Origin of the sequence: Nitrosarchaeum sp. (assembly GCF_025699065.1) — an archaeon.
In the GTDB taxonomy this organism is placed as follows: Archaea; Thermoproteota; Nitrososphaeria; order Nitrososphaerales; family Nitrosopumilaceae; genus Nitrosarchaeum.
In genome coordinates, this window is sequence record NZ_JAILWF010000001.1 from 52,997 (window position 1) to 69,265 (window position 16,269).

Consider the following 16,269-nt stretch of genomic DNA (forward strand, 5'->3'; position numbering starts at 1 on the left):
ACTAATTGTTGATTTTTGGGTTTTTTGACTAGACTCAAATTAAATATCTCTGTCGATAAATCAAAGTGTGAAGGTAGGGGTAATAGTTTTTCCAGGAAGTAATTGCGATCGTGACATGTATCATGTGTTAACTGATGTTTTTAATCTGGATGCCCAGTATTTTTGGCATGAAAAAGGATTGCCAAAAAACATTGATGCTGTAATTCTTCCAGGTGGATTTTCTTATGGTGACAGGTTAAGGTCTGGGGCAATTGCAGCTCATAGTCCTATAATTAATGATGTGAGAAAGATGGCTGACAAAGGAATCCCTATTTTGGGCGTATGCAACGGATTCCAAATTCTAGTTGAGGCAGGCTTGCTTCCAGGTGCATTGCTCAAAAACACTTCGCTGAATTTTATGTGTGGCTGGACTAATTTGATAGTTGAAAACAACAAGACTCCATTTACAAACAAATTGAAACTAAATCAAAAGATTCCCATCCCAATTGCAAATGGCGAGGGCAGATATTACGTCGATGATGATACGCTAAAAAAATTAAAGAAAAATAATCAAATTGTTTTTAGATACGAGCAAGTGATAAACGGCTCAACTGATAGAATAGCCGGCGTTTGCAACGAGGATGGAAATGTTGTTGGCATGATGCCTCATCCAGAAAGAGCAGCAGAATCTGCAATTAATCCAATTGACAATAAACCGTCTTCTCTAATTTTTGAATCACTGATTAAAACAATTGGTGTTAAAAGTTGAGTCTAGAACCCCAAGAACTAGATGACCTTACATCTAAGATTGGACGAAAGCCGACATCCACAGAATTACAAATTGTAGCTGCTGAATGGTCAGAGCACTGCTCATACAAGTCATCAAAGAAACATCTCAAAATGTTACCAATGAAAGGACCTTTAGTAATTTCTGAAAAGGGATATGATTCAGGAGTTCTTGATGTTGGAGATGGCTATGTAATTACAGCTCACATTGAAAGTCACAACCATCCATCTGCAGTTGAGCCTTATGGTGGTGCTGCAACTGGTGTTGGTGGTGTTATCCGAGATATCTTGTCTGCTGGAACCAGACCCATTGCAATCTTTGATGGTCTGAGGTTTGGAGACATTGAAAAAGACTTGCAAGCAAGATGGCTTTTTAAAAATGCAGTTACCGGAATTGCAGATTATGGAAACTGTCTTGGAATTCCAACAATTGGTGGTGAGGTTGAATTTGATCAATGCTATACAAATTACGCCCTAGTTGATGTTGCAGCAATTGGGTTTGGCAAGAAATCAAATCTGATAAAAAATCATGCCAAAAAAGGCGACATTGTCGTATTACTTGGCGGCTCTACTGGACGAGACGGAATAGGCGGCTCTCAGTTTGCATCTGATTCTTTAGAGTCTGAAAACAGATCAGCAGTACAAATCCCAGATCCATTTATTGAAAAATTAATCATTGAGGCAATTCTTGAGGCAAGAAATCAGAAACTAATTCATGCAATGAAGGACCTTGGTGGCGGTGGACTGTCATGTGCAGTTTCTGAAACTGCCGATGCCCTATCTATTGGAATTGAGATGGATGTAAACAAGGTTCACACCAGAGAGTCTGACATGAACCCCGATGAGATAATGGTATCTGAATCTCAGGAGAGAATGCTAATTGTTACAAATAAAGAGAAACTAAAAAAACTGCAAGAAATCTGCAAGAAATTTCGCATATCTTGTTCTGTAATTGGTCATGTAACTTTTGATAATATGATGCATGTAAAGCAAGGCAGCAAGACATGTGCAAACCTTCCAACTGACGTTGTTGCAAATGCCAAGCTTTTAGACAGACCATCAAAAAAACCCGCATATCTAGAAAAGATAGAACAAGAAAAGAAACTCAAACCAATTTCTGATTATTCAAAAATGATGATGAAATTTCTTGCATCTCCAAACATTGCTAGCAAAATTTGGGTGTATGGCCAATATGATCATGAGGTAGGAATTAGAACTGTTGTAAAACCTGGCAAGGATGCTTCTGTTCTTAGATTAGATAATGGTAAATTTTTGTCTGCAAAAATTGATGGAAATCCAAAGCATTGCTACATCAATCCAAGGGAGGGTGCCATCGGGTGCTTTGAAGAAGCATGCAGAAATGTTGTCTGTACTGGTGCAAAACCAATTGGAATGCTTGATCATTTGCAGTTTGGAAATCCAGAAGATCCTGAAATCTTTTGGACATTTTTAGAATCATTAAAAGGAATTACTGATTTTGCAAAATACTTTGAAATTCCATGTGTTGGCGGAAAGGTCAGTCTGTACAATGAGACTCCAACTGGTCCGATAAAGCCTACCCCTATAATTGGAATCTTGGGCTTGATTGACAAGGCACCACTGTTCTCTCATAAGATAGATGCTGGTGATACTCTTGTGATAATTGGAGATACTAAAGATGAGATGGGTGGCTCTGAATATTTTGAGTATGTCCACAAGTTTGTTGGCGGAAAATGTCCAGTTGTAAATTTTGCAGAATCAAAATCTCACATGGATGTGGTGTTGAATGTGATTGGTAAAGGACTGCTAAAGGCAACACATGATTGCTCCAAAGGCGGCCTTGCAGTTGCCGTTTCAGAACTTTGCATGACCTATCAAATTGGATGCAACGTATCACTTGAAAAGATACCTGGCCCAAAACTTGAAGTTGACAGAGTATTGTTTTCTGAAACTCATTCAAGATATCTCCTAGTTGTAGACAAGAAAAATCTCAAAAAACTAGATGATATTCTCAAAAAAAGCAAAGTATCTTACAAAATGATTGGAACATTTGGCGGTGAAAACATCAAACTAAACAAAGCAAACAAACCGATCATAGATCTAAGAGTTGATAAGGCTCAAAAAACTTGGTTTAATTCGTTAAGGGAGTTGGTAGTTCATGGTTAAGGAGAATTGTGGCGTAGTTGGAATTTTTAGTCTTAGTGGAACTAATGTTGTTCCGATGGCAATTGATGCACTAAGGGCTTTACAGCATAGAGGTCAAGAGGCTTGGGGTATCGCAATTCCAAACAAAGAACCGCTAAAAAGATTGGGGCTTGTTTCTGGAGCATCTTCAGAGTTTAAAAAAATCTGCGAGGAATATGCTTCTCCTGCAGTTATTGGTCATGTGCGTTATTCTACAATGGGACGAAGTACTCTTGAAAATGCACAACCACTCAAAGTAAAGGATCTATGCATAGCTCATAATGGAACAATTGCAAATGTACAAGAACTATCAAATTTGGTAGGCGGCTGTTCATTTACTCCACAAAATGCCAGTGATACTTTGGTTGCAGCACAAAGACTAGTATCATTAATTTCTGAGAATGGCCAGATGGGAAAAGCATTATCGATTCTAAAAAATGAGATGGTTGGCTCTTATTGTTTTACATTTATCTCTGATGATAATTCAGTATTTGCAGCAAGGGATCCTAAAGGATTCAGACCAATGGTTTTGGGGTACAAAGAATCAGATGACACATACATTGTAGCATCTGAATCATCTGCGGTTTCTGCAGTTGGTGCAAAAATGCAACGCGATGTAATTCCAGGTGAGCTTATCAAACTTAGCAAAAACGGATTAGAGACTGAGAGGTTCTCAGAAGACACGTCAAGGGCTCACTGCTCTTTTGAATTTACATATTTTGCACATCCCTCAAGTAACATGGAAGGTGCAAACATCTACATATCTAGAAAAAATATTGGACGATTTTTGGCAAAGAAATTTCCAATAAGAGATGCAGACCTTGTAATCCCAGTTCCAGATTCTGCACGACCTGCAGCTTTGGGATATGCTCAAGAGTTGGGAATTACTTTTGATGAAGGATTACTCAAAGACAGATACAGCAAGAAAGGACCACTTCGTAGTTTTATTGAACCACACCAAAGCGATAGAATTGAAATTAACAGATGGATTATTCCAATTAAAGAAATCATTGCAGGAAAACATGTAGTAGTAATCGATGATAGTCTAGTCCGGGGAACTAGCTCAAAGGCAATTATTCAAGCACTAAGACGAGCTGGTGCAAAAAAAATCAGTATGGTGATTACATACCCTCCAATCAAATTTCCATGTTATGCTGGAATTGACTTTCCCTCTCAAGATGAGTTGGCTACATTTTCTGACGGAAAGGAGATGGATGATGTTGAATTGACTGAAATGGTGCGAAAAAGTATCGGTGCTGACTTTTTGGGGTATAATGATGCTGAAAATTTAGCAGCGGCAGTTGGAATCCCTAAAGATTCAATGTGTTTTACATGCTCGTCTGGAAACTATGACTCGCTAGGAATTACGCCAGAGTTTAAAACACGTCTTGAGATGAAGGGTGAATAAGTTGGAAACCGCATATGTTCTAGTAAAAAGTCAGGTAGCCCATGAGATGGACGTAATGGGTGAGTTGCTAAAAATTGATAATGTAAAAGAGGCAAGAGGAACATTTGGTGTTTATGATATTTTTGTCAAAGTAGAGGCAAAGACATCAAAAGAACTAGAAGACACAATTACAAAAAATATTAGAAAAGTAAAACACGTAATTTCTACTACTACTTTGTCAGTAATCCCAGAACAAGACAAAAAATAATTTTGGTCTTTCTTTAAATATTGTTTTTAATGAAATTATATCATGAAAGCAATATGGAATAATGTTGTAATTGCTGAAAGTGATGATACTGTAATAGTTGAGGGAAATCACTATTTTCCATCAAGTTCGATAAAATCAGAATATTTCAAAAAAACAGAATTGACTACTTTTTGTGGATGGAAAGGAATGGCAAATTATTACTCTGTAACAATCAATGGAAAAACTAACAAAGACTGTGCATGGTATTATGAAAATCCAAATGACGCTGCCAAAAAGATCAAAGGAATGGTAGCATTTTGGAACGGTGTTGAGATAAAATAATCTTAATTATTAGAAAACCAATACATCTTCAGTGAAATCATACACTGTTTTGATTGCCATAATTGGCGGCTCGATTGGAATCATGGCAATAATTTTTGGATTAGATATTGGAAAACTGTCAATATCAACGCAAGAGTATAGTCTCTATGTGGATCCAATTATTGACAAACAAAGTCTCTTTGTAACTGGCAGAATAACTATTCAAAATACTGGCTCAAAACAACTAACTAACCTTCATGTGAATTTTGGAGATGGTGATACACTTGATATCAAATCTCTCAAACCTGGCGAAAAGATCATACTTTCTCCTCCGTCTGATAACTCGATGCAGTTTGTAATGATAAACGCAGATAATGACATTTTTGTAAGCAAGGCGTATAGAGAACTACCAAAAATGGTAGGTATGATGGGCTCTTAATTCAGAGCAGTTAAATCCAATCGAAATATAGTCTGGCTGTGAAATTTCTGACATCTGGAAAGGTAAAGGATCTGTATGATGTCGATGAAAGCACCCTTCTCTTCAAGTTCTCAGATAGGGTTTCAGCATATGATGTAAAGTTTAAAGAAAATATTCCTAAAAAGGGTGAGGTTTTATGCAAATTTGCAGAATTTTGGTTTAATGCACTTCCTGTTTCTAATCATTTTATAAAAAAACAATCAGACACTGAGATTCTTGTAAAAAAAATGACGATGCTTCCAATAGAGTGTGTTGTTCGAGGCTATTTTTATGGCAGTCTGATAAACAGATGGAAAAAAGGCGAGGTGAAATTACCTAATGGCACTGATACTACACTTGCTGCTAAACTCTTGGAGCCTATTTTTGATCCTACCACAAAATCAGAACATGATATTCCAATTGATAAGCAAAAAGCATTGCAAATGAATCTAGTAAATGAAGAACAATACTCTTGGCTTGAAAAAACATCAATTGAGATTTACAAAAAAATGTCTGAGATAGCAGACAAGTCTGGATTTATTTTGGCTGATCTAAAACTAGAGTTTGGAATTTTGGATGGAAAAATAACATTGGGTGATTCTATTGGTCCTGATGAATACCGTTTATGGCCAAAGGAGACATACCATGTTGGTAAAACCCAAGAATCATTTGACAAGCAGATACTGCGAGACTGGTTAACTGAAAATGGATACCAAAAACAATTCGACAATGCAAGAGATGCAGGTAAAGAACCAACGCCTCCTACAATACCAATTGAGATTATTCAAAAGATGACAAACAGATACGTCATGGCATATGAAAAATTAACTGGCCATTCTCTATAACACAAATAATTTTTTTATTGTGACTGGATATTGATTATGTCCTAACTCCCAACTCGAATTCACTACTTGATTGATTTTACAGATATTCATTTTTGTCATATCTCTACATGTTTCTGACATATCTTTTTCAAATTTTTTATTTTTGCTATTTTTTTAAAATATTTGTAGTGGTGTTATAATTATGATACCGATATCATCTAGATAGTAGTGGTAATGATAAATGTTGTAGTGCTAACAATATTTTTGTATATGCTACAGTAAATCTGATAGCGGTCATTGTCTTATGGTAGGAGTATCACTATTGTGATAACAAAAAAAAATTGATGCGATTAGACAAAAAAATATGATACGTGGATCTTTTAGATCAAAGTATTAGGAGTAAACAGCATGTCTACACTACTAGAGAAGGAAATCAAAGTAAATCGAATTCTTACAACAAGCGTCCAACACGCACGTGCAATTGAAGACCCTGCACGCTCGAAAATCATTGAAATTCTGTACCATCGTGCATTATCTGCAGACCAGATTTCAAGTGAGCTAAAAAAGACAGGATACAAAAAAGCCCTGACAACTGTTCGTCATCATCTTGATATTCTAAAAGAAGCCGGATTAATTGAAATTGCCAAGATTGAGGAATCACGTGGTGCTATCACAAAATTTTACAGCACTTCTACAAAATTATTGGGATATGCAGCCCCTGATGATTTTGATTCAAAATATTCAAAGGTTATTGACAACACATCTGTTAAGATTGAAAAAATTCTCAGATCTATTACTCCAAAGACCGCAAAAACAAAAAAAGCCAAGGGTGGAAATTCTGCTGACTATTCACAGTACCTGGTAATGGAAATCATGAATCGTGCGATGACTAACATCATGGAGAATTCTAGCAAGGATCATGAATAGTACAATGACTTTCCAACTATTTGCGGTAATTTGAAGAGTCGATCAAAAAACTATGATAAGGATCAACATAAATCAGTGAAATTGAGATGAAATTGGAAGAAAAAGTTGTAAAATTATTTCAGCAAAAAAATATCGTGTTTATTGCAACTTTGATGAAAGATGGTTCCCCTCAACTCTCCCCTGTGTGGGCTAACTGCGATTCTGATTATGTTTATGTTAATACTGCTGAGGGAAGAGTAAAACACAAAAATGTTTTGCGTGATCCTCGAGTTGCAGTATCTGTTGTAGGAAGTAACAATCCACTTGACATGACAACAATTCGCGGAAAAGTTGAAAAAATAATTCCTGATTATGATTATGTACATGCAGACAAATTAACTCAGCAATACATGGGGAAAACTCACTATCCATTCAAAAGAGAAGATGAAAAAAGAATTATTCTTAAAATAAAACCAGAACGTGTTTTTGTCTTGCCTGAATTAAAAATGAATGACGAGTAACAAATTATATATTTCTAAATTCGAATTTAGAAACATTTTGTTTTGACATCAAAATAAAATGGAAAAAAGGTAAGAAAGCAGACTATCGTCTTCGTTTAGCTGCTTTTCTTTTTGGAGCTGCTCTTCGTTTAGCTGCTTTTCTTTTTGGAGCTTTACGTCTTGAAGCTGCCTTTCTACGTGGAGCTGCTTTTCTTTTTGGAGCTGCTCTCTTAGCGGCAGTTCTTCTTTTTGGAGCTGCTCTCTTACGAGATGCGGCTGCTCTTTTGGCAGCTCTGCTTCGTTTTCTTCTTGCTGCCATTTTTGCGACTTCAGCTGCTTTTTTAGCGGCATTTCTTTTTCTTGTTCGTGCTGCTTTTTTAGCTGCTTCTGCTCTTTTGGCTTTGGATGTGGCCATGACTAGATTCTTTTTTCATAGATGTTATATGGTTAAAGTCACACATTATTACCTCAGTGCTAGTAAAATTTGACAATATTTTTTTTGCGATCAGCAATTAGTGATGCAAATCACAGCTGTATCTGTTGTTGATTGTATTTTTGTTGGACGAATTGTTATGCTGTATTGGTTTTGTTCATCATATGGAATGTCAAATTGTGTAGTGAACATTACCGGTTTGTTTGGCTCTAATATGTGATCTAGCAGATCATCTGCAGAAAACTTTCCATATACTGCTCGGTGATTTTGTTGTTTTTCATCAACAATGTAAAATTGACCTCCTGAAATTCGTGTGTCTTCATTGCTAATGTTTTTTGCAATAATTTTGATCTTCACAAATGTATTTTCAGGTATTCTTTCCTTGTTTCCTTCATGTGTTCCATCAAAAGTTACAATATATTCGACAGGTCCTACTGTCACTGCTTCACCTGATTTTCCAATGATGAAATTGGTCTGATATTGAGTATACATGTACATGGCAGCTCCCATCGAAATTATAATTCCCACAATCACGATAATGATGCCAATTCGGGCCATTATGTAATCTATAAAAATTTAGTATATAGTTGCAGCGTAAAATGTCGAAAATACCCCCCCTAATTAGATCAAGATTGGCATATTCTCTGGAATTTACCACATGAATTAAAAATATGCTAGAATGGAGTGGATATTATGGGAAGGTTCAAGCCCCTTGAAAAGAAGGACTATGTGAAAATTGCAGTAATTTTTGGAATAATTGCAGTCCCGTTAATTTTTGCTGTATCGATTCAATGATTGAGTGTTTTTATCGATTACATACACATGATTATTTGTCATTTTATGATAGGTATAATGATCAAGACCTTGGGATTTTTTTGTTCTCATTTCTGAGGAATTGGTCCTTTTTTCAACCATTTTTTTCTGTTTTTAGCATGAATTTTTGGGGGTTTAGCTTTTACGCACGACAATAAAAGATGGCACATGTTTAGGTGGGACATCTAGGTGGTTTTGTGGTTGCTTTTCTCCGCTAGGCACAAGTGTTAACCCCCCCATTAAAACGACCATTTTTGATAAAATCACGTTATGACTAAACATACTATTTTTCAAGGGGGGTTTAACGCGTAGGCGTAATTTTGATAAATTCAAGAATTTGTGTAATTTTTTAATTTTGTAGTCTAAATGAGATTATTTGTCTAAAAATCATCTATTTGACATCTTGAAAGATGATTCGACTAGAAAGTTTTCATCAAAAATCTAGATGTTTTTTCATGCAATTCTGATACTCTACTTAGTGCATCTAAGACAGTTTGCTGGTTTATGTTATCTTTGTCATCTAATACGACAAATACCCCTACCTTTTGCTTACCATCTTCAGTAACAATTCGATTAATTGCTTGTATCGAGTTACAATATTCTGCAACTCTTCTCTCAAATTTTTCTTTCTCATCTTCTGTAAATCCCAAGTATCTTGAAATTTGATTATCTTTCATTATCACTTTTGCACCTACAACGATTATCCCTGGTTGAGATTTTGGTTCAAAAATTTCCGCGGGAATTCCGTATTTTCCTGCATGCTTTACTAGGATTTGAAATGTGTTTTCGGTATTTTTCATATCCTCAAATGATAGCCCTTCATGAATTAACCATCTTTCCACATTATCTCGCATTCTTGAGGTGCCCATCATTTCATATCTCCGACTAGTTCTATATGATTCTAAATTCTAATATCTGCCTGTCTGAATTTACAATATTTCTAAATTCGAATTTAGAAATAATCAAAATCTATGCCTGTTTGCAATGGATATTCTACGCATATTTTTTAGATATTGGCATTAAAAGATGGCGTAAACTCTGGCATCTGTGCAATGATTATGATGTTGAGAATTAATCCAACAATTCCTAAAATTATCCCCAAATACAAGCAATTTTTTGCTTTTCTAGGATCATCGCGTCGCAAAATAAAATATGCAATTAATCCGCCAATCCATCCTAAGAATACCGGTAAAGCATACCATCCGTTGCTTCTAGGTTTTACATTTTCCATTTTGTTTTCAACCTTGTAAATCTGCTAATAAAATTCCTTCATTTTCAACCAGTTTTTTTCTGGATTTGAGTTATCTCTATCTCAACTGTCTCAAGAGGATCGTCTACCTGGTTTCGTCTAATTGAGAACATTTTTGGTTTTTCAAAATCCTCGGTACAATCAGGACATGCATATACTAGTACTCTGTGTTCATTTGGCGCTTTTGGGTTAGATAATCTTGGATAATACACCAGTCTGGCCCCACAGTCAACACAATATCTGTTGGCCCTTCTAGTTCTGACCAATGTAATCCTCCTGCATTATACTAGATATGCGATCATCTATTAGATCTAACCTGTCTAATAGAGTAAACCAAATAGTGTCAATCGATCAATGTTTCTAAATTCGAATTTAGAAACATTGTAAATGATATGTGTTATTTTATCATAATATGATGCAATAGATTTCAAAATTTGAGACTAGAGATAAGAAGCGCCTCCCATCAGACTTGAACTGATGACCATCCGATTAACAGTCGGATGCTCTACCACGCTGAGCTAGGGAGGCACAAGTTTGTACCTTAGTAAAAGCGATTTAATCCTTGCGCCCATCGAATTTATCTTAAACTTGAATGTCTTTAGTTGAATTTTGCAAAGAATTCTTTAATCTCTTTGGAATGATTTTCAACTAATTCGATTATCTCCATGTGTTCATCTGCTGTTGGTTCACGTTTATGTACAATTTGAAATGCACTTAGTGCAGAACCTACCATCTCTCCAACAAAAAACCCACAAAGAAAATCTCCAACGTTTTGACAATTCCAAAGTTCTCCTACTCTTGGTGATGCGCCAGCTGTTTTGTATAACTCTAAAGTTTGTTCAATTAATGATGAAGTTTGTTTTGAAAATTCAGGATCAAGGGTCATGAGATATAATTAATATTTGAAAATCTATTTCTTTTCTATTCCTTTTTTCTTCTCATATACGTAAACGCCATCTAAGAAGACTCTGTGATCTTTGTCTTTTACTTTGCTGCGAAGTTCTATGTTTGCAGCTGTTTGAGTAATGTGATTCCATACCTCTCCTGTTAAAATCACGTCTTCTCCTTTTGGAACTACTTTTGTGTTTCCTATGATTTTTGTAATTCTAGATGATCTCTCTCCTTGGAAGTTTTCAATTAAAACAGTTCTGTCTTGTACCTTTACCGTGATTGGAAAGTGTGCAAATGCTATTTTCATTTTAATCGTATATCCAACTACCAAACCTTCACAAAGATTTCTGATAATTGATCTTGCAGTATGTAGTATGGAATAATCTCTTTTTCTATACCCTTGTGATTTTAGTATGACTTTACCTTCTTTGATTTCAATGTTTACTGGAATGTTTCTGAAGTTTTTGTGAGTTTTACCTAGTGGGCCTTCAAAATGCATCATGTTTTTCTTTAATGTTATTTTTACTCCTGCTGGTATATCTACCACTTCTTGGAATTTTTCAATTTGCTCAGTAGACATATCCTATCAAAAATCCTCCCAATCCTTTGTTTACGGCATCATGGTGTGACATGACTCCTTGATTTGTTGTTACTAGTAGCATTCCTCTGTTGTAAGCTGGTAAGTATTGTTGCTCCCAGTCATTATACTCTGTATTTTTTACTTTGAATCTTGGTGAAATTGCGCCACATTTTGTAATTTTTGCTAACAATTCAATTTTGAATTTTCCGCCTCTTTTATCGTCAATATGTTCAAACTCTCCAATATATCCGTCTTTTTGAAGTGTTTTGAGTACTTCAATTCCTAACTTTGAAGTTGGAAGAATTATGCAATTGCTTTTTCTTCTTGCTTCATTATTGTATAAAGTTACAAATAGATTTGCTAAGATGTTTTGTGCTGGCATTTATATCACATATTTTTCCTAAAACCTAAAGATGTTGCTACTTCTCTAAAGCATCGTCTGCATAACATTAACTCATATTTTTGAATTACAGCTGTATAATCTCCACATCGTTTACACCACTTAGAACCTCTTCCAAAATCGTGTTTCTTTCTTCCAGTTGCTTCATATGATCTGTCTTTTGCCATTATACTATCGTGACTCCAAACTCCTTAACTAGATAATCCTTTGCTTCCTGACTTTTAATCGTGTGTGATTTTCCAACACTTGCTTTGTGTTTACTTCTTTTTCTAATTCCATATCCTGGTCTTGTTAAAGTCACTGAAACTCCTAGACCTAAAATTCCAACTTGTGGATCATATTTTACTCCAGGTATGTCGATGTGTTCTTTAATTCCAAATGAAAAGTTTCCGAAATTATCAAATGATTTGCCGTTTATCTGATTAGCTTTTGCATCAAGTAATCGTTTTAACAAATCACGTGCATCTTGTCCTCTTACTGTAACTGCAACTCCGATTGGTTCTCCTTGTCTGACTCCCCATTCTCTTTGTGTTTCTTTTGCCTCACGTGCAGATGATTTTTTACCTGAAATATGATCCAGTGCTTTTTTTGCTACTACGATAATATCACCCGATTTTCCTAAACCCATGTTTAGGACAACTTTTTCTAAAGTTATTTTCTTCATTGGGGATTCTGATATTTGGGACATATGATCACTTTATTTGAATTAGAGGCTCCTGTTTTCCTACTAATAGTATGATGTCTGTTGGAATTTCGATCTTTCTATCACCTAAAACTAGCACTACACGTTTAGGTAAAATGTAAGTTCCTTCTTCAATGGTTTCAATTGTTCCCATCTGTCCTGCGTTAATCCCACGAGTAACCAAAGCATGTGCACCTTTTTCCAATTTTATAACTTCAAGAATTTTTTGATCTGGAATTTGAATTAAGCATGTGTCTCCAACATTTACTTTGATATCTGAAATTGTTGAACGACCGTCATGAAATCCTATTTGCATTTTGCCCTTGCTAATTGTTGTTTTACTTGTAACTCTGACTAGCTTTTTTGTTTTTTCTGATTCTTTAATCTGTAATGGTTTTAGTAACTTTCCCTCCATTGGAACTAGACGATAAACTTCTGGAACATTTTCTAACTCTACAACATCCATTAATCCAATTGCATGGTGAAGCGATTTTCTAACAACTCCATCGATTTTCACTTTGCCAGAATAGATTGCTGCTTTTGCCTCTCTTAATGTTGTTACAATTTTTAATACGTCTCTTAGAAATACTGCAGTTGGTACTGAATATTCTTTTTTATGTGGTCCTGGTCTAACTGTAATTACAAATCGTTTGTCTTTTCTCTTAATTCCCCAGAATTGAGGAGCCATTTGTCTTTTGAGTTTTTTACTTCCAGATATGCTAACCATTATTTTTCAACTTCCTTTTTTCCTTTTTTAGGTACTAATGTTTCTTTAGTTGTCTCTTCTTTCTTTGTTTTTTCCACTGCTTTTGGTTTTTCGGTCGTCTCTTCTTTTTTTGTAGGCTTTTCTTCTACTGCTTTTGGTTTTTCAGTTGGTTTTTTGCCTTCTAATTTTGCAACTCTCCATTTGTCATCTGTGTTTAATCCTGTAACTACAAGATTTGATGTATGTATGTAGACATCAAATTTATCTCCCTTTGTCTTTTCTTTTTTAACTCCTTCTATAGCTACGCTGCTTTTCTTAGTAAAAACTTTTGATACTTTTCCATCAACTCCTTTGAACTCTCCTCTTACAATTTTTATGCTATCACCTTCAATTACTCTGACACTTTTTTTACCATATTTTTTACGAAGATCATCTGATAATTGACTTCCAAGTTGTTTACTTCTAGTATGGAATGTTGCCCTGTAAATCAAGCTGTTACGCATCTTTGTTGGTTTCATTTTATACCACCATTGATGCCAAATTAGCTACTCTTGGCCATTTTTCTGAAGCTTCTGCTGCGACTGGTCCTTTGATGTCAGTTCCTTTGACTTCTCCTTCTGGAGTAATCAAAACTGCTGCATTGTCTTCAAAGCACACTCTTACACCGTTTAATCTACGAACTGCATATTTCTGTCTAATTATTACTGCACCATATACCTGCTTTCTTAATTCTGCAGGACCTTTTTTTACAACAACATTGCAAAAGTCTCCAACTGACGCAGCTGCTAATTGCGCGTGTCTTGTATGATGTCTTTGTACCATAACAATTTCTAGAATTTTTGCACCTGTGTTGTCAGCACATACTATTTGTGCTCCTATTGGAATTGCTTTTGTTACTCGAGGACGAAATTCTGATACCCCTTTTCCTGCTTGTTTTGCCATTATGCTTTAACCTCTACTACTACATATGATACTGATTTTGATATTGGTCTGCATTCTGCAGTCAATACATGATCACCCGTTTGAACATCGATGCATTCTGGTACATGTGCATGAATTGTGTTTTTACTTCTTGCATATCTTTTGAATTTTAGATAGTAAATTGGTGATTCTTTTTGTAATGTGATTGTCTGTTTTGCTTTGTTGCTTGTAACTTTACCATCAAATAATTTTCCTCTAACTGATAGTTTTCCATGAAATGGACAATGTGCATCTGTACATTCTCTGCTTGGAGCCTTTACTTTTAATCCAATGTTTAATGTCATGCCCTTCCTCCTATTCTATCAAATGATCTTTTTGAAATTTGCATGCCGTTTACAATGATGTCTTTGCCGTCTAAGGTAAATTTCCAACTATTGTTGGATTTTGCAATCATTTTAGTTCCATTTTTGGTATCCATTATTATCATTGATTTTGTTTCATCTGTAATTGTTCCATTTAATCCTATAATTTGTGAATTAGATGATTCAATGATCTCTGTGTGTAATCCAATTAATTCATGTGATGTTATGTTTTGCTCTGTAATCATTTCTTTTTCAACTCATTTACTCTAGTCATCATTCTTGCAATGTCGTGTCTTAATGGTTTTAATTTTCCACTTTCTTTTCTTAATGTTCCTTTTGAACCGTCTACTCTTAGTTTTGCAAGTTCACTTCTTGTTTCTTGAATTTTACTTTTAAGATCTTTTTCATTTAACTCTCTGATTGTTTTCATCGATAGTCGAGTCATAGTAGTTTTGCCTCCTCTTCTTCTAGTGTTTCAAGCTCTTTCATCTTTTCTTCTTCAATTGCAATTTGTTCTGATTCTGTTCTTGCTTTGCGTTCTACTTCTGTTTCGTCTCTCATCTTTCCGGTGTCTTTATCTTTGATTTGTTTTGCTTTCTTTGGTTTTTGTGTTTTTAGTTCAAATTCTGGAACGAATTTTTCATTAATTGCAATTCTTATTCTAATTCCGATTAACCCCATTGCAGTTTTAACGTGTGCAATATCCTCATCAACAATTACCTCTGCATGATGTCCTGCTCTTGGTAAAATTCCTGCACTGTGTTTTTCAAATGCTGAACGATCCCCACGTAGTTTTCCTGAGATTGTAATTTGAACTCCCATGGCTCCATTATCCATAATTTGTTTTAATGTCCACATTGTAGCTCTTCTAAATGCAGTACCTCGTTCCAAATGTGATGCCATTCTGTTGCACATTACACTTGGTGATAGCTCTGGTTTTGCTATTTCAACTACTGATATCTGTGGATTTTTTAATTTAAAATCAGTTGCAAGCTTATCTGTTAATTCTCTAATACCAGAACCTTTTCTTCCAATAACTATTCCAGGTCGTGTTACATGTAATGCGACTCTTGTTCCCATTGGTGTTTTTGAAATTTCTGCATGTGAAAATCCTGCATCTTTAATTGCTACTCTCAAGTAATCTTTGAGAAGCATCATGTTGTAGTTGTCTTTAATTACATTTTTTACAGCTGACATGTTATATCTCCTGCGCCACCAATTCTACATGTGTTAACACATTATTTTTTGGAGTGGCTCTTCCCATTGCTCTTGGAATAAATCGTTTTACAATCACACCTTTGTGAACTGTTGCGTTTACAATTTTTAATCTATCTAAATCCATTCCCTTGTATTCTGCATTTGATTCTAAATTATCTAATACTTTGATGAATTCTTTTACTGTTTTTTGTGGATAACGACCAGACATCATTCCTGGATCTGATCTATGACCGACTTGATTGTTGAATCTTCTAAATGCTATTGCTCTTTCTTTATTGACTACTGCTTGAAGATAATCTCTGGCTTTTTCAATTGAAAGTCCTTTAATTGCAACAGCTACTTCACGTGCATGTTTATGTGAAATGTCTTTTTCTCTTAGTGAAGAACGAACATGTTTAGTTGCGTCAAAATTTTGGAATGCGTATTTGAATCTGCCCATGACAA

27 protein-coding genes and 1 tRNA gene are annotated in these 16,269 nt (G+C 35.3%); 9 read left to right on the forward strand and 19 right to left on the reverse strand.

Going from position 1 to position 16,269, the window contains the following annotated elements; all coding sequences use genetic code 11:
- Window positions 1-67: 67 nt before the first annotated feature.
- The 9 genes from purQ (at window position 68) to K5782_RS00425 (ending at window position 7,591) form a co-directional block, all read left to right on the forward strand.
- Window positions 68-748, forward strand: a complete 681-nt coding sequence (gene purQ, locus K5782_RS00385; RefSeq protein WP_297463004.1) for a phosphoribosylformylglycinamidine synthase subunit PurQ — start codon at window positions 68-70, stop codon at window positions 746-748.
- Complete coding sequence (gene purL / locus K5782_RS00390) at window positions 745-2,910, forward strand: phosphoribosylformylglycinamidine synthase subunit PurL (protein WP_297463006.1); 2,166 nt, start codon at window positions 745-747, stop codon at window positions 2,908-2,910. The genes purQ and purL overlap by 4 nt, the downstream gene beginning before the upstream one ends.
- Window positions 2,903-4,336: an amidophosphoribosyltransferase gene (locus K5782_RS00395; RefSeq protein WP_297463008.1), complete on the forward strand. Its 1,434-nt coding sequence runs from the start codon at window positions 2,903-2,905 to the stop codon at window positions 4,334-4,336. Before purL ends, K5782_RS00395 begins: the two co-directional genes overlap by 8 nt.
- Window positions 4,329-4,583 carry an Lrp/AsnC ligand binding domain-containing protein gene (locus tag K5782_RS00400; protein WP_297463010.1) on the forward strand — a complete coding sequence of 85 codons (255 nt, stop codon included), beginning with the start codon at window positions 4,329-4,331 and terminating at the stop codon, window positions 4,581-4,583. The genes K5782_RS00395 and K5782_RS00400 overlap by 8 nt, the downstream gene beginning before the upstream one ends.
- Window positions 4,584-4,625: 42 nt before the next feature.
- Window positions 4,626-4,904, forward strand: coding sequence for a DUF427 domain-containing protein (locus tag K5782_RS00405; RefSeq protein ID WP_297463013.1), 279 nt, complete (start codon window positions 4,626-4,628; stop codon window positions 4,902-4,904).
- Window positions 4,905-4,935: 31 nt separating this feature from the next.
- Window positions 4,936-5,322 carry a hypothetical protein gene (locus K5782_RS00410; RefSeq protein WP_297463015.1) on the forward strand — a complete coding sequence of 129 codons (387 nt, stop codon included), beginning with the start codon at window positions 4,936-4,938 and terminating at the stop codon, window positions 5,320-5,322.
- Window positions 5,323-5,360: 38 nt separating this feature from the next.
- Entirely contained in the window at window positions 5,361-6,185 is an 825-nt protein-coding gene (gene purC, locus K5782_RS00415; RefSeq protein WP_297463017.1) for a phosphoribosylaminoimidazolesuccinocarboxamide synthase, read from the forward strand.
- A 387-nt stretch (window positions 6,186-6,572) separates the two neighbouring features.
- Window positions 6,573-7,091 carry a winged helix-turn-helix domain-containing protein gene (locus K5782_RS00420; RefSeq protein ID WP_007550433.1) on the forward strand — a complete coding sequence of 173 codons (519 nt, stop codon included), beginning with the start codon at window positions 6,573-6,575 and terminating at the stop codon, window positions 7,089-7,091.
- A gap of 92 nt (window positions 7,092-7,183) precedes the next feature.
- The gene (locus K5782_RS00425; protein ID WP_297463658.1) at window positions 7,184-7,591 is read left to right on the forward strand and encodes a PPOX class F420-dependent oxidoreductase; all 408 of its coding nucleotides are present in this window, start codon (window positions 7,184-7,186) and stop codon (window positions 7,589-7,591) included.
- Window positions 7,592-7,673: 82 nt separating this feature from the next.
- On the opposite strand, the gene K5782_RS00430 is transcribed toward K5782_RS00425, so the two are convergent.
- The 19 genes from K5782_RS00430 to K5782_RS00520 all read right to left on the reverse strand — a co-directional run bounded on the left by K5782_RS00430 (window position 7,674) and on the right by K5782_RS00520 (window position 16,264).
- The gene (locus K5782_RS00430) at window positions 7,674-7,985 is read right to left on the reverse strand and encodes a hypothetical protein (protein WP_297463021.1); all 312 of its coding nucleotides are present in this window, start codon (window positions 7,983-7,985) and stop codon (window positions 7,674-7,676) included.
- A 90-nt stretch (window positions 7,986-8,075) separates the two neighbouring features.
- Window positions 8,076-8,561, reverse strand: a complete 486-nt coding sequence (locus K5782_RS00435) for a DUF4352 domain-containing protein (protein ID WP_297463023.1) — start codon at window positions 8,559-8,561, stop codon at window positions 8,076-8,078.
- 674 nt (window positions 8,562-9,235) lie between these two features.
- On the reverse strand, window positions 9,236-9,685 hold the full coding sequence (locus tag K5782_RS00440; RefSeq protein ID WP_297463660.1) for a DUF2299 family protein: 450 nt from the start codon (window positions 9,683-9,685) through the stop codon (window positions 9,236-9,238).
- A gap of 137 nt (window positions 9,686-9,822) precedes the next feature.
- Window positions 9,823-10,047 (reverse strand): hypothetical protein, encoded by a 225-nt coding sequence (locus K5782_RS00445; protein WP_297463026.1) that lies wholly within the window; start codon window positions 10,045-10,047, stop codon window positions 9,823-9,825.
- A 44-nt stretch (window positions 10,048-10,091) separates the two neighbouring features.
- Window positions 10,092-10,331, reverse strand: coding sequence for a hypothetical protein (locus tag K5782_RS00450; RefSeq protein ID WP_048109673.1), 240 nt, complete (start codon window positions 10,329-10,331; stop codon window positions 10,092-10,094).
- Window positions 10,332-10,519: 188 nt separating this feature from the next.
- Window positions 10,520-10,593 (reverse strand) — tRNA-Asn (locus K5782_RS00455).
- 70 nt (window positions 10,594-10,663) lie between these two features.
- A complete protein-coding gene (locus K5782_RS00460) occupies window positions 10,664-10,951 on the reverse strand; it encodes a hypothetical protein (RefSeq protein ID WP_007550440.1) in 288 nt (95 codons plus the stop codon).
- Window positions 10,952-10,975: 24 nt separating this feature from the next.
- On the reverse strand, window positions 10,976-11,536 hold the full coding sequence (locus tag K5782_RS00465) for a 50S ribosomal protein L6 (RefSeq protein ID WP_297463028.1): 561 nt from the start codon (window positions 11,534-11,536) through the stop codon (window positions 10,976-10,978).
- A complete protein-coding gene (locus tag K5782_RS00470) occupies window positions 11,526-11,918 on the reverse strand; it encodes a 30S ribosomal protein S8 (RefSeq protein WP_297463030.1) in 393 nt (130 codons plus the stop codon). The genes K5782_RS00465 and K5782_RS00470 overlap by 11 nt, the downstream gene beginning before the upstream one ends.
- Window positions 11,919-11,923: 5 nt before the next feature.
- A complete protein-coding gene (locus K5782_RS00475) occupies window positions 11,924-12,103 on the reverse strand; it encodes a 30S ribosomal protein S14 (protein ID WP_007550443.1) in 180 nt (59 codons plus the stop codon).
- Window positions 12,103-12,624, reverse strand: coding sequence for a 50S ribosomal protein L5 (locus K5782_RS00480; RefSeq protein ID WP_297463033.1), 522 nt, complete (start codon window positions 12,622-12,624; stop codon window positions 12,103-12,105). Before K5782_RS00480 ends, K5782_RS00475 begins: the two co-directional genes overlap by 1 nt.
- A gap of 4 nt (window positions 12,625-12,628) precedes the next feature.
- Window positions 12,629-13,345 carry a 30S ribosomal protein S4e gene (locus tag K5782_RS00485; protein ID WP_297463035.1) on the reverse strand — a complete coding sequence of 239 codons (717 nt, stop codon included), beginning with the start codon at window positions 13,343-13,345 and terminating at the stop codon, window positions 12,629-12,631.
- Complete coding sequence (rplX, locus tag K5782_RS00490; protein ID WP_297463038.1) at window positions 13,345-13,842, reverse strand: 50S ribosomal protein L24; 498 nt, start codon at window positions 13,840-13,842, stop codon at window positions 13,345-13,347. Before rplX ends, K5782_RS00485 begins: the two co-directional genes overlap by 1 nt.
- Before the next feature lies 1 nt (window position 13,843).
- Window positions 13,844-14,266 carry a 50S ribosomal protein L14 gene (locus K5782_RS00495; protein ID WP_007550449.1) on the reverse strand — a complete coding sequence of 141 codons (423 nt, stop codon included), beginning with the start codon at window positions 14,264-14,266 and terminating at the stop codon, window positions 13,844-13,846.
- The gene (locus tag K5782_RS00500; RefSeq protein WP_007550450.1) at window positions 14,266-14,589 is read right to left on the reverse strand and encodes a 30S ribosomal protein S17; all 324 of its coding nucleotides are present in this window, start codon (window positions 14,587-14,589) and stop codon (window positions 14,266-14,268) included. Before K5782_RS00500 ends, K5782_RS00495 begins: the two co-directional genes overlap by 1 nt.
- The gene (locus K5782_RS00505; protein ID WP_297463041.1) at window positions 14,586-14,852 is read right to left on the reverse strand and encodes a ribonuclease P protein subunit; all 267 of its coding nucleotides are present in this window, start codon (window positions 14,850-14,852) and stop codon (window positions 14,586-14,588) included. The genes K5782_RS00500 and K5782_RS00505 overlap by 4 nt, the downstream gene beginning before the upstream one ends.
- Window positions 14,849-15,052 (reverse strand): 50S ribosomal protein L29, encoded by a 204-nt coding sequence (gene rpmC / locus K5782_RS00510; protein WP_007401547.1) that lies wholly within the window; start codon window positions 15,050-15,052, stop codon window positions 14,849-14,851. The genes K5782_RS00505 and rpmC overlap by 4 nt, the downstream gene beginning before the upstream one ends.
- Window positions 15,049-15,804, reverse strand: coding sequence for a 30S ribosomal protein S3 (locus tag K5782_RS00515; protein ID WP_007550453.1), 756 nt, complete (start codon window positions 15,802-15,804; stop codon window positions 15,049-15,051). Before K5782_RS00515 ends, rpmC begins: the two co-directional genes overlap by 4 nt.
- A 1-nt stretch (window position 15,805) precedes the next feature.
- A complete protein-coding gene (locus tag K5782_RS00520; protein ID WP_297463042.1) occupies window positions 15,806-16,264 on the reverse strand; it encodes a 50S ribosomal protein L22 in 459 nt (152 codons plus the stop codon).
- Window positions 16,265-16,269: the final 5 nt, after the last annotated feature.

What these genes read in the sequence shown, in the direction of transcription:
- K5782_RS00430 (WP_297463021.1), bottom strand. Translation starts at nt 7,985, where the DNA reads ATGGCCACATCCAAAGCCAAAAGAGCAGAAGCAGCTAAAAAAGCAGCA.
- K5782_RS00420 (WP_007550433.1), top strand. Translation starts at nt 6,573, where the DNA reads ATGTCTACACTACTAGAGAAGGAAATCAAAGTAAATCGAATTCTTACA.
- K5782_RS00485 (WP_297463035.1), bottom strand. Translation starts at nt 13,345, where the DNA reads ATGGTTAGCATATCTGGAAGTAAAAAACTCAAAAGACAAATGGCTCCT.
- K5782_RS00460 (WP_007550440.1), bottom strand. Translation starts at nt 10,951, where the DNA reads ATGACCCTTGATCCTGAATTTTCAAAACAAACTTCATCATTAATTGAA.
- rplX (WP_297463038.1), bottom strand. Translation starts at nt 13,842, where the DNA reads ATGAAACCAACAAAGATGCGTAACAGCTTGATTTACAGGGCAACATTC.
- K5782_RS00515 (WP_007550453.1), bottom strand. Translation starts at nt 15,804, where the DNA reads ATGTCAGCTGTAAAAAATGTAATTAAAGACAACTACAACATGATGCTT.
- K5782_RS00495 (WP_007550449.1), bottom strand. Translation starts at nt 14,266, where the DNA reads ATGGCAAAACAAGCAGGAAAAGGGGTATCAGAATTTCGTCCTCGAGTA.
- K5782_RS00445 (WP_297463026.1), bottom strand. Translation starts at nt 10,047, where the DNA reads ATGGAAAATGTAAAACCTAGAAGCAACGGATGGTATGCTTTACCGGTA.
- K5782_RS00480 (WP_297463033.1), bottom strand. Translation starts at nt 12,624, where the DNA reads ATGTCCCAAATATCAGAATCCCCAATGAAGAAAATAACTTTAGAAAAA.
- K5782_RS00435 (WP_297463023.1), bottom strand. Translation starts at nt 8,561, where the DNA reads ATGGCCCGAATTGGCATCATTATCGTGATTGTGGGAATTATAATTTCG.
- K5782_RS00470 (WP_297463030.1), bottom strand. Translation starts at nt 11,918, where the DNA reads ATGCCAGCACAAAACATCTTAGCAAATCTATTTGTAACTTTATACAAT.
- K5782_RS00395 (WP_297463008.1), top strand. Translation starts at nt 2,903, where the DNA reads ATGGTTAAGGAGAATTGTGGCGTAGTTGGAATTTTTAGTCTTAGTGGA.
- K5782_RS00505 (WP_297463041.1), bottom strand. Translation starts at nt 14,852, where the DNA reads ATGATTACAGAGCAAAACATAACATCACATGAATTAATTGGATTACAC.
- K5782_RS00520 (WP_297463042.1), bottom strand. Translation starts at nt 16,264, where the DNA reads ATGGGCAGATTCAAATACGCATTCCAAAATTTTGACGCAACTAAACAT.
- rpmC (WP_007401547.1), bottom strand. Translation starts at nt 15,052, where the DNA reads ATGACTCGACTATCGATGAAAACAATCAGAGAGTTAAATGAAAAAGAT.
- K5782_RS00500 (WP_007550450.1), bottom strand. Translation starts at nt 14,589, where the DNA reads ATGACATTAAACATTGGATTAAAAGTAAAGGCTCCAAGCAGAGAATGT.
- K5782_RS00440 (WP_297463660.1), bottom strand. Translation starts at nt 9,685, where the DNA reads ATGGGCACCTCAAGAATGCGAGATAATGTGGAAAGATGGTTAATTCAT.
- K5782_RS00465 (WP_297463028.1), bottom strand. Translation starts at nt 11,536, where the DNA reads ATGTCTACTGAGCAAATTGAAAAATTCCAAGAAGTGGTAGATATACCA.
- K5782_RS00405 (WP_297463013.1), top strand. Translation starts at nt 4,626, where the DNA reads ATGAAAGCAATATGGAATAATGTTGTAATTGCTGAAAGTGATGATACT.
- K5782_RS00475 (WP_007550443.1), bottom strand. Translation starts at nt 12,103, where the DNA reads ATGGCAAAAGACAGATCATATGAAGCAACTGGAAGAAAGAAACACGAT.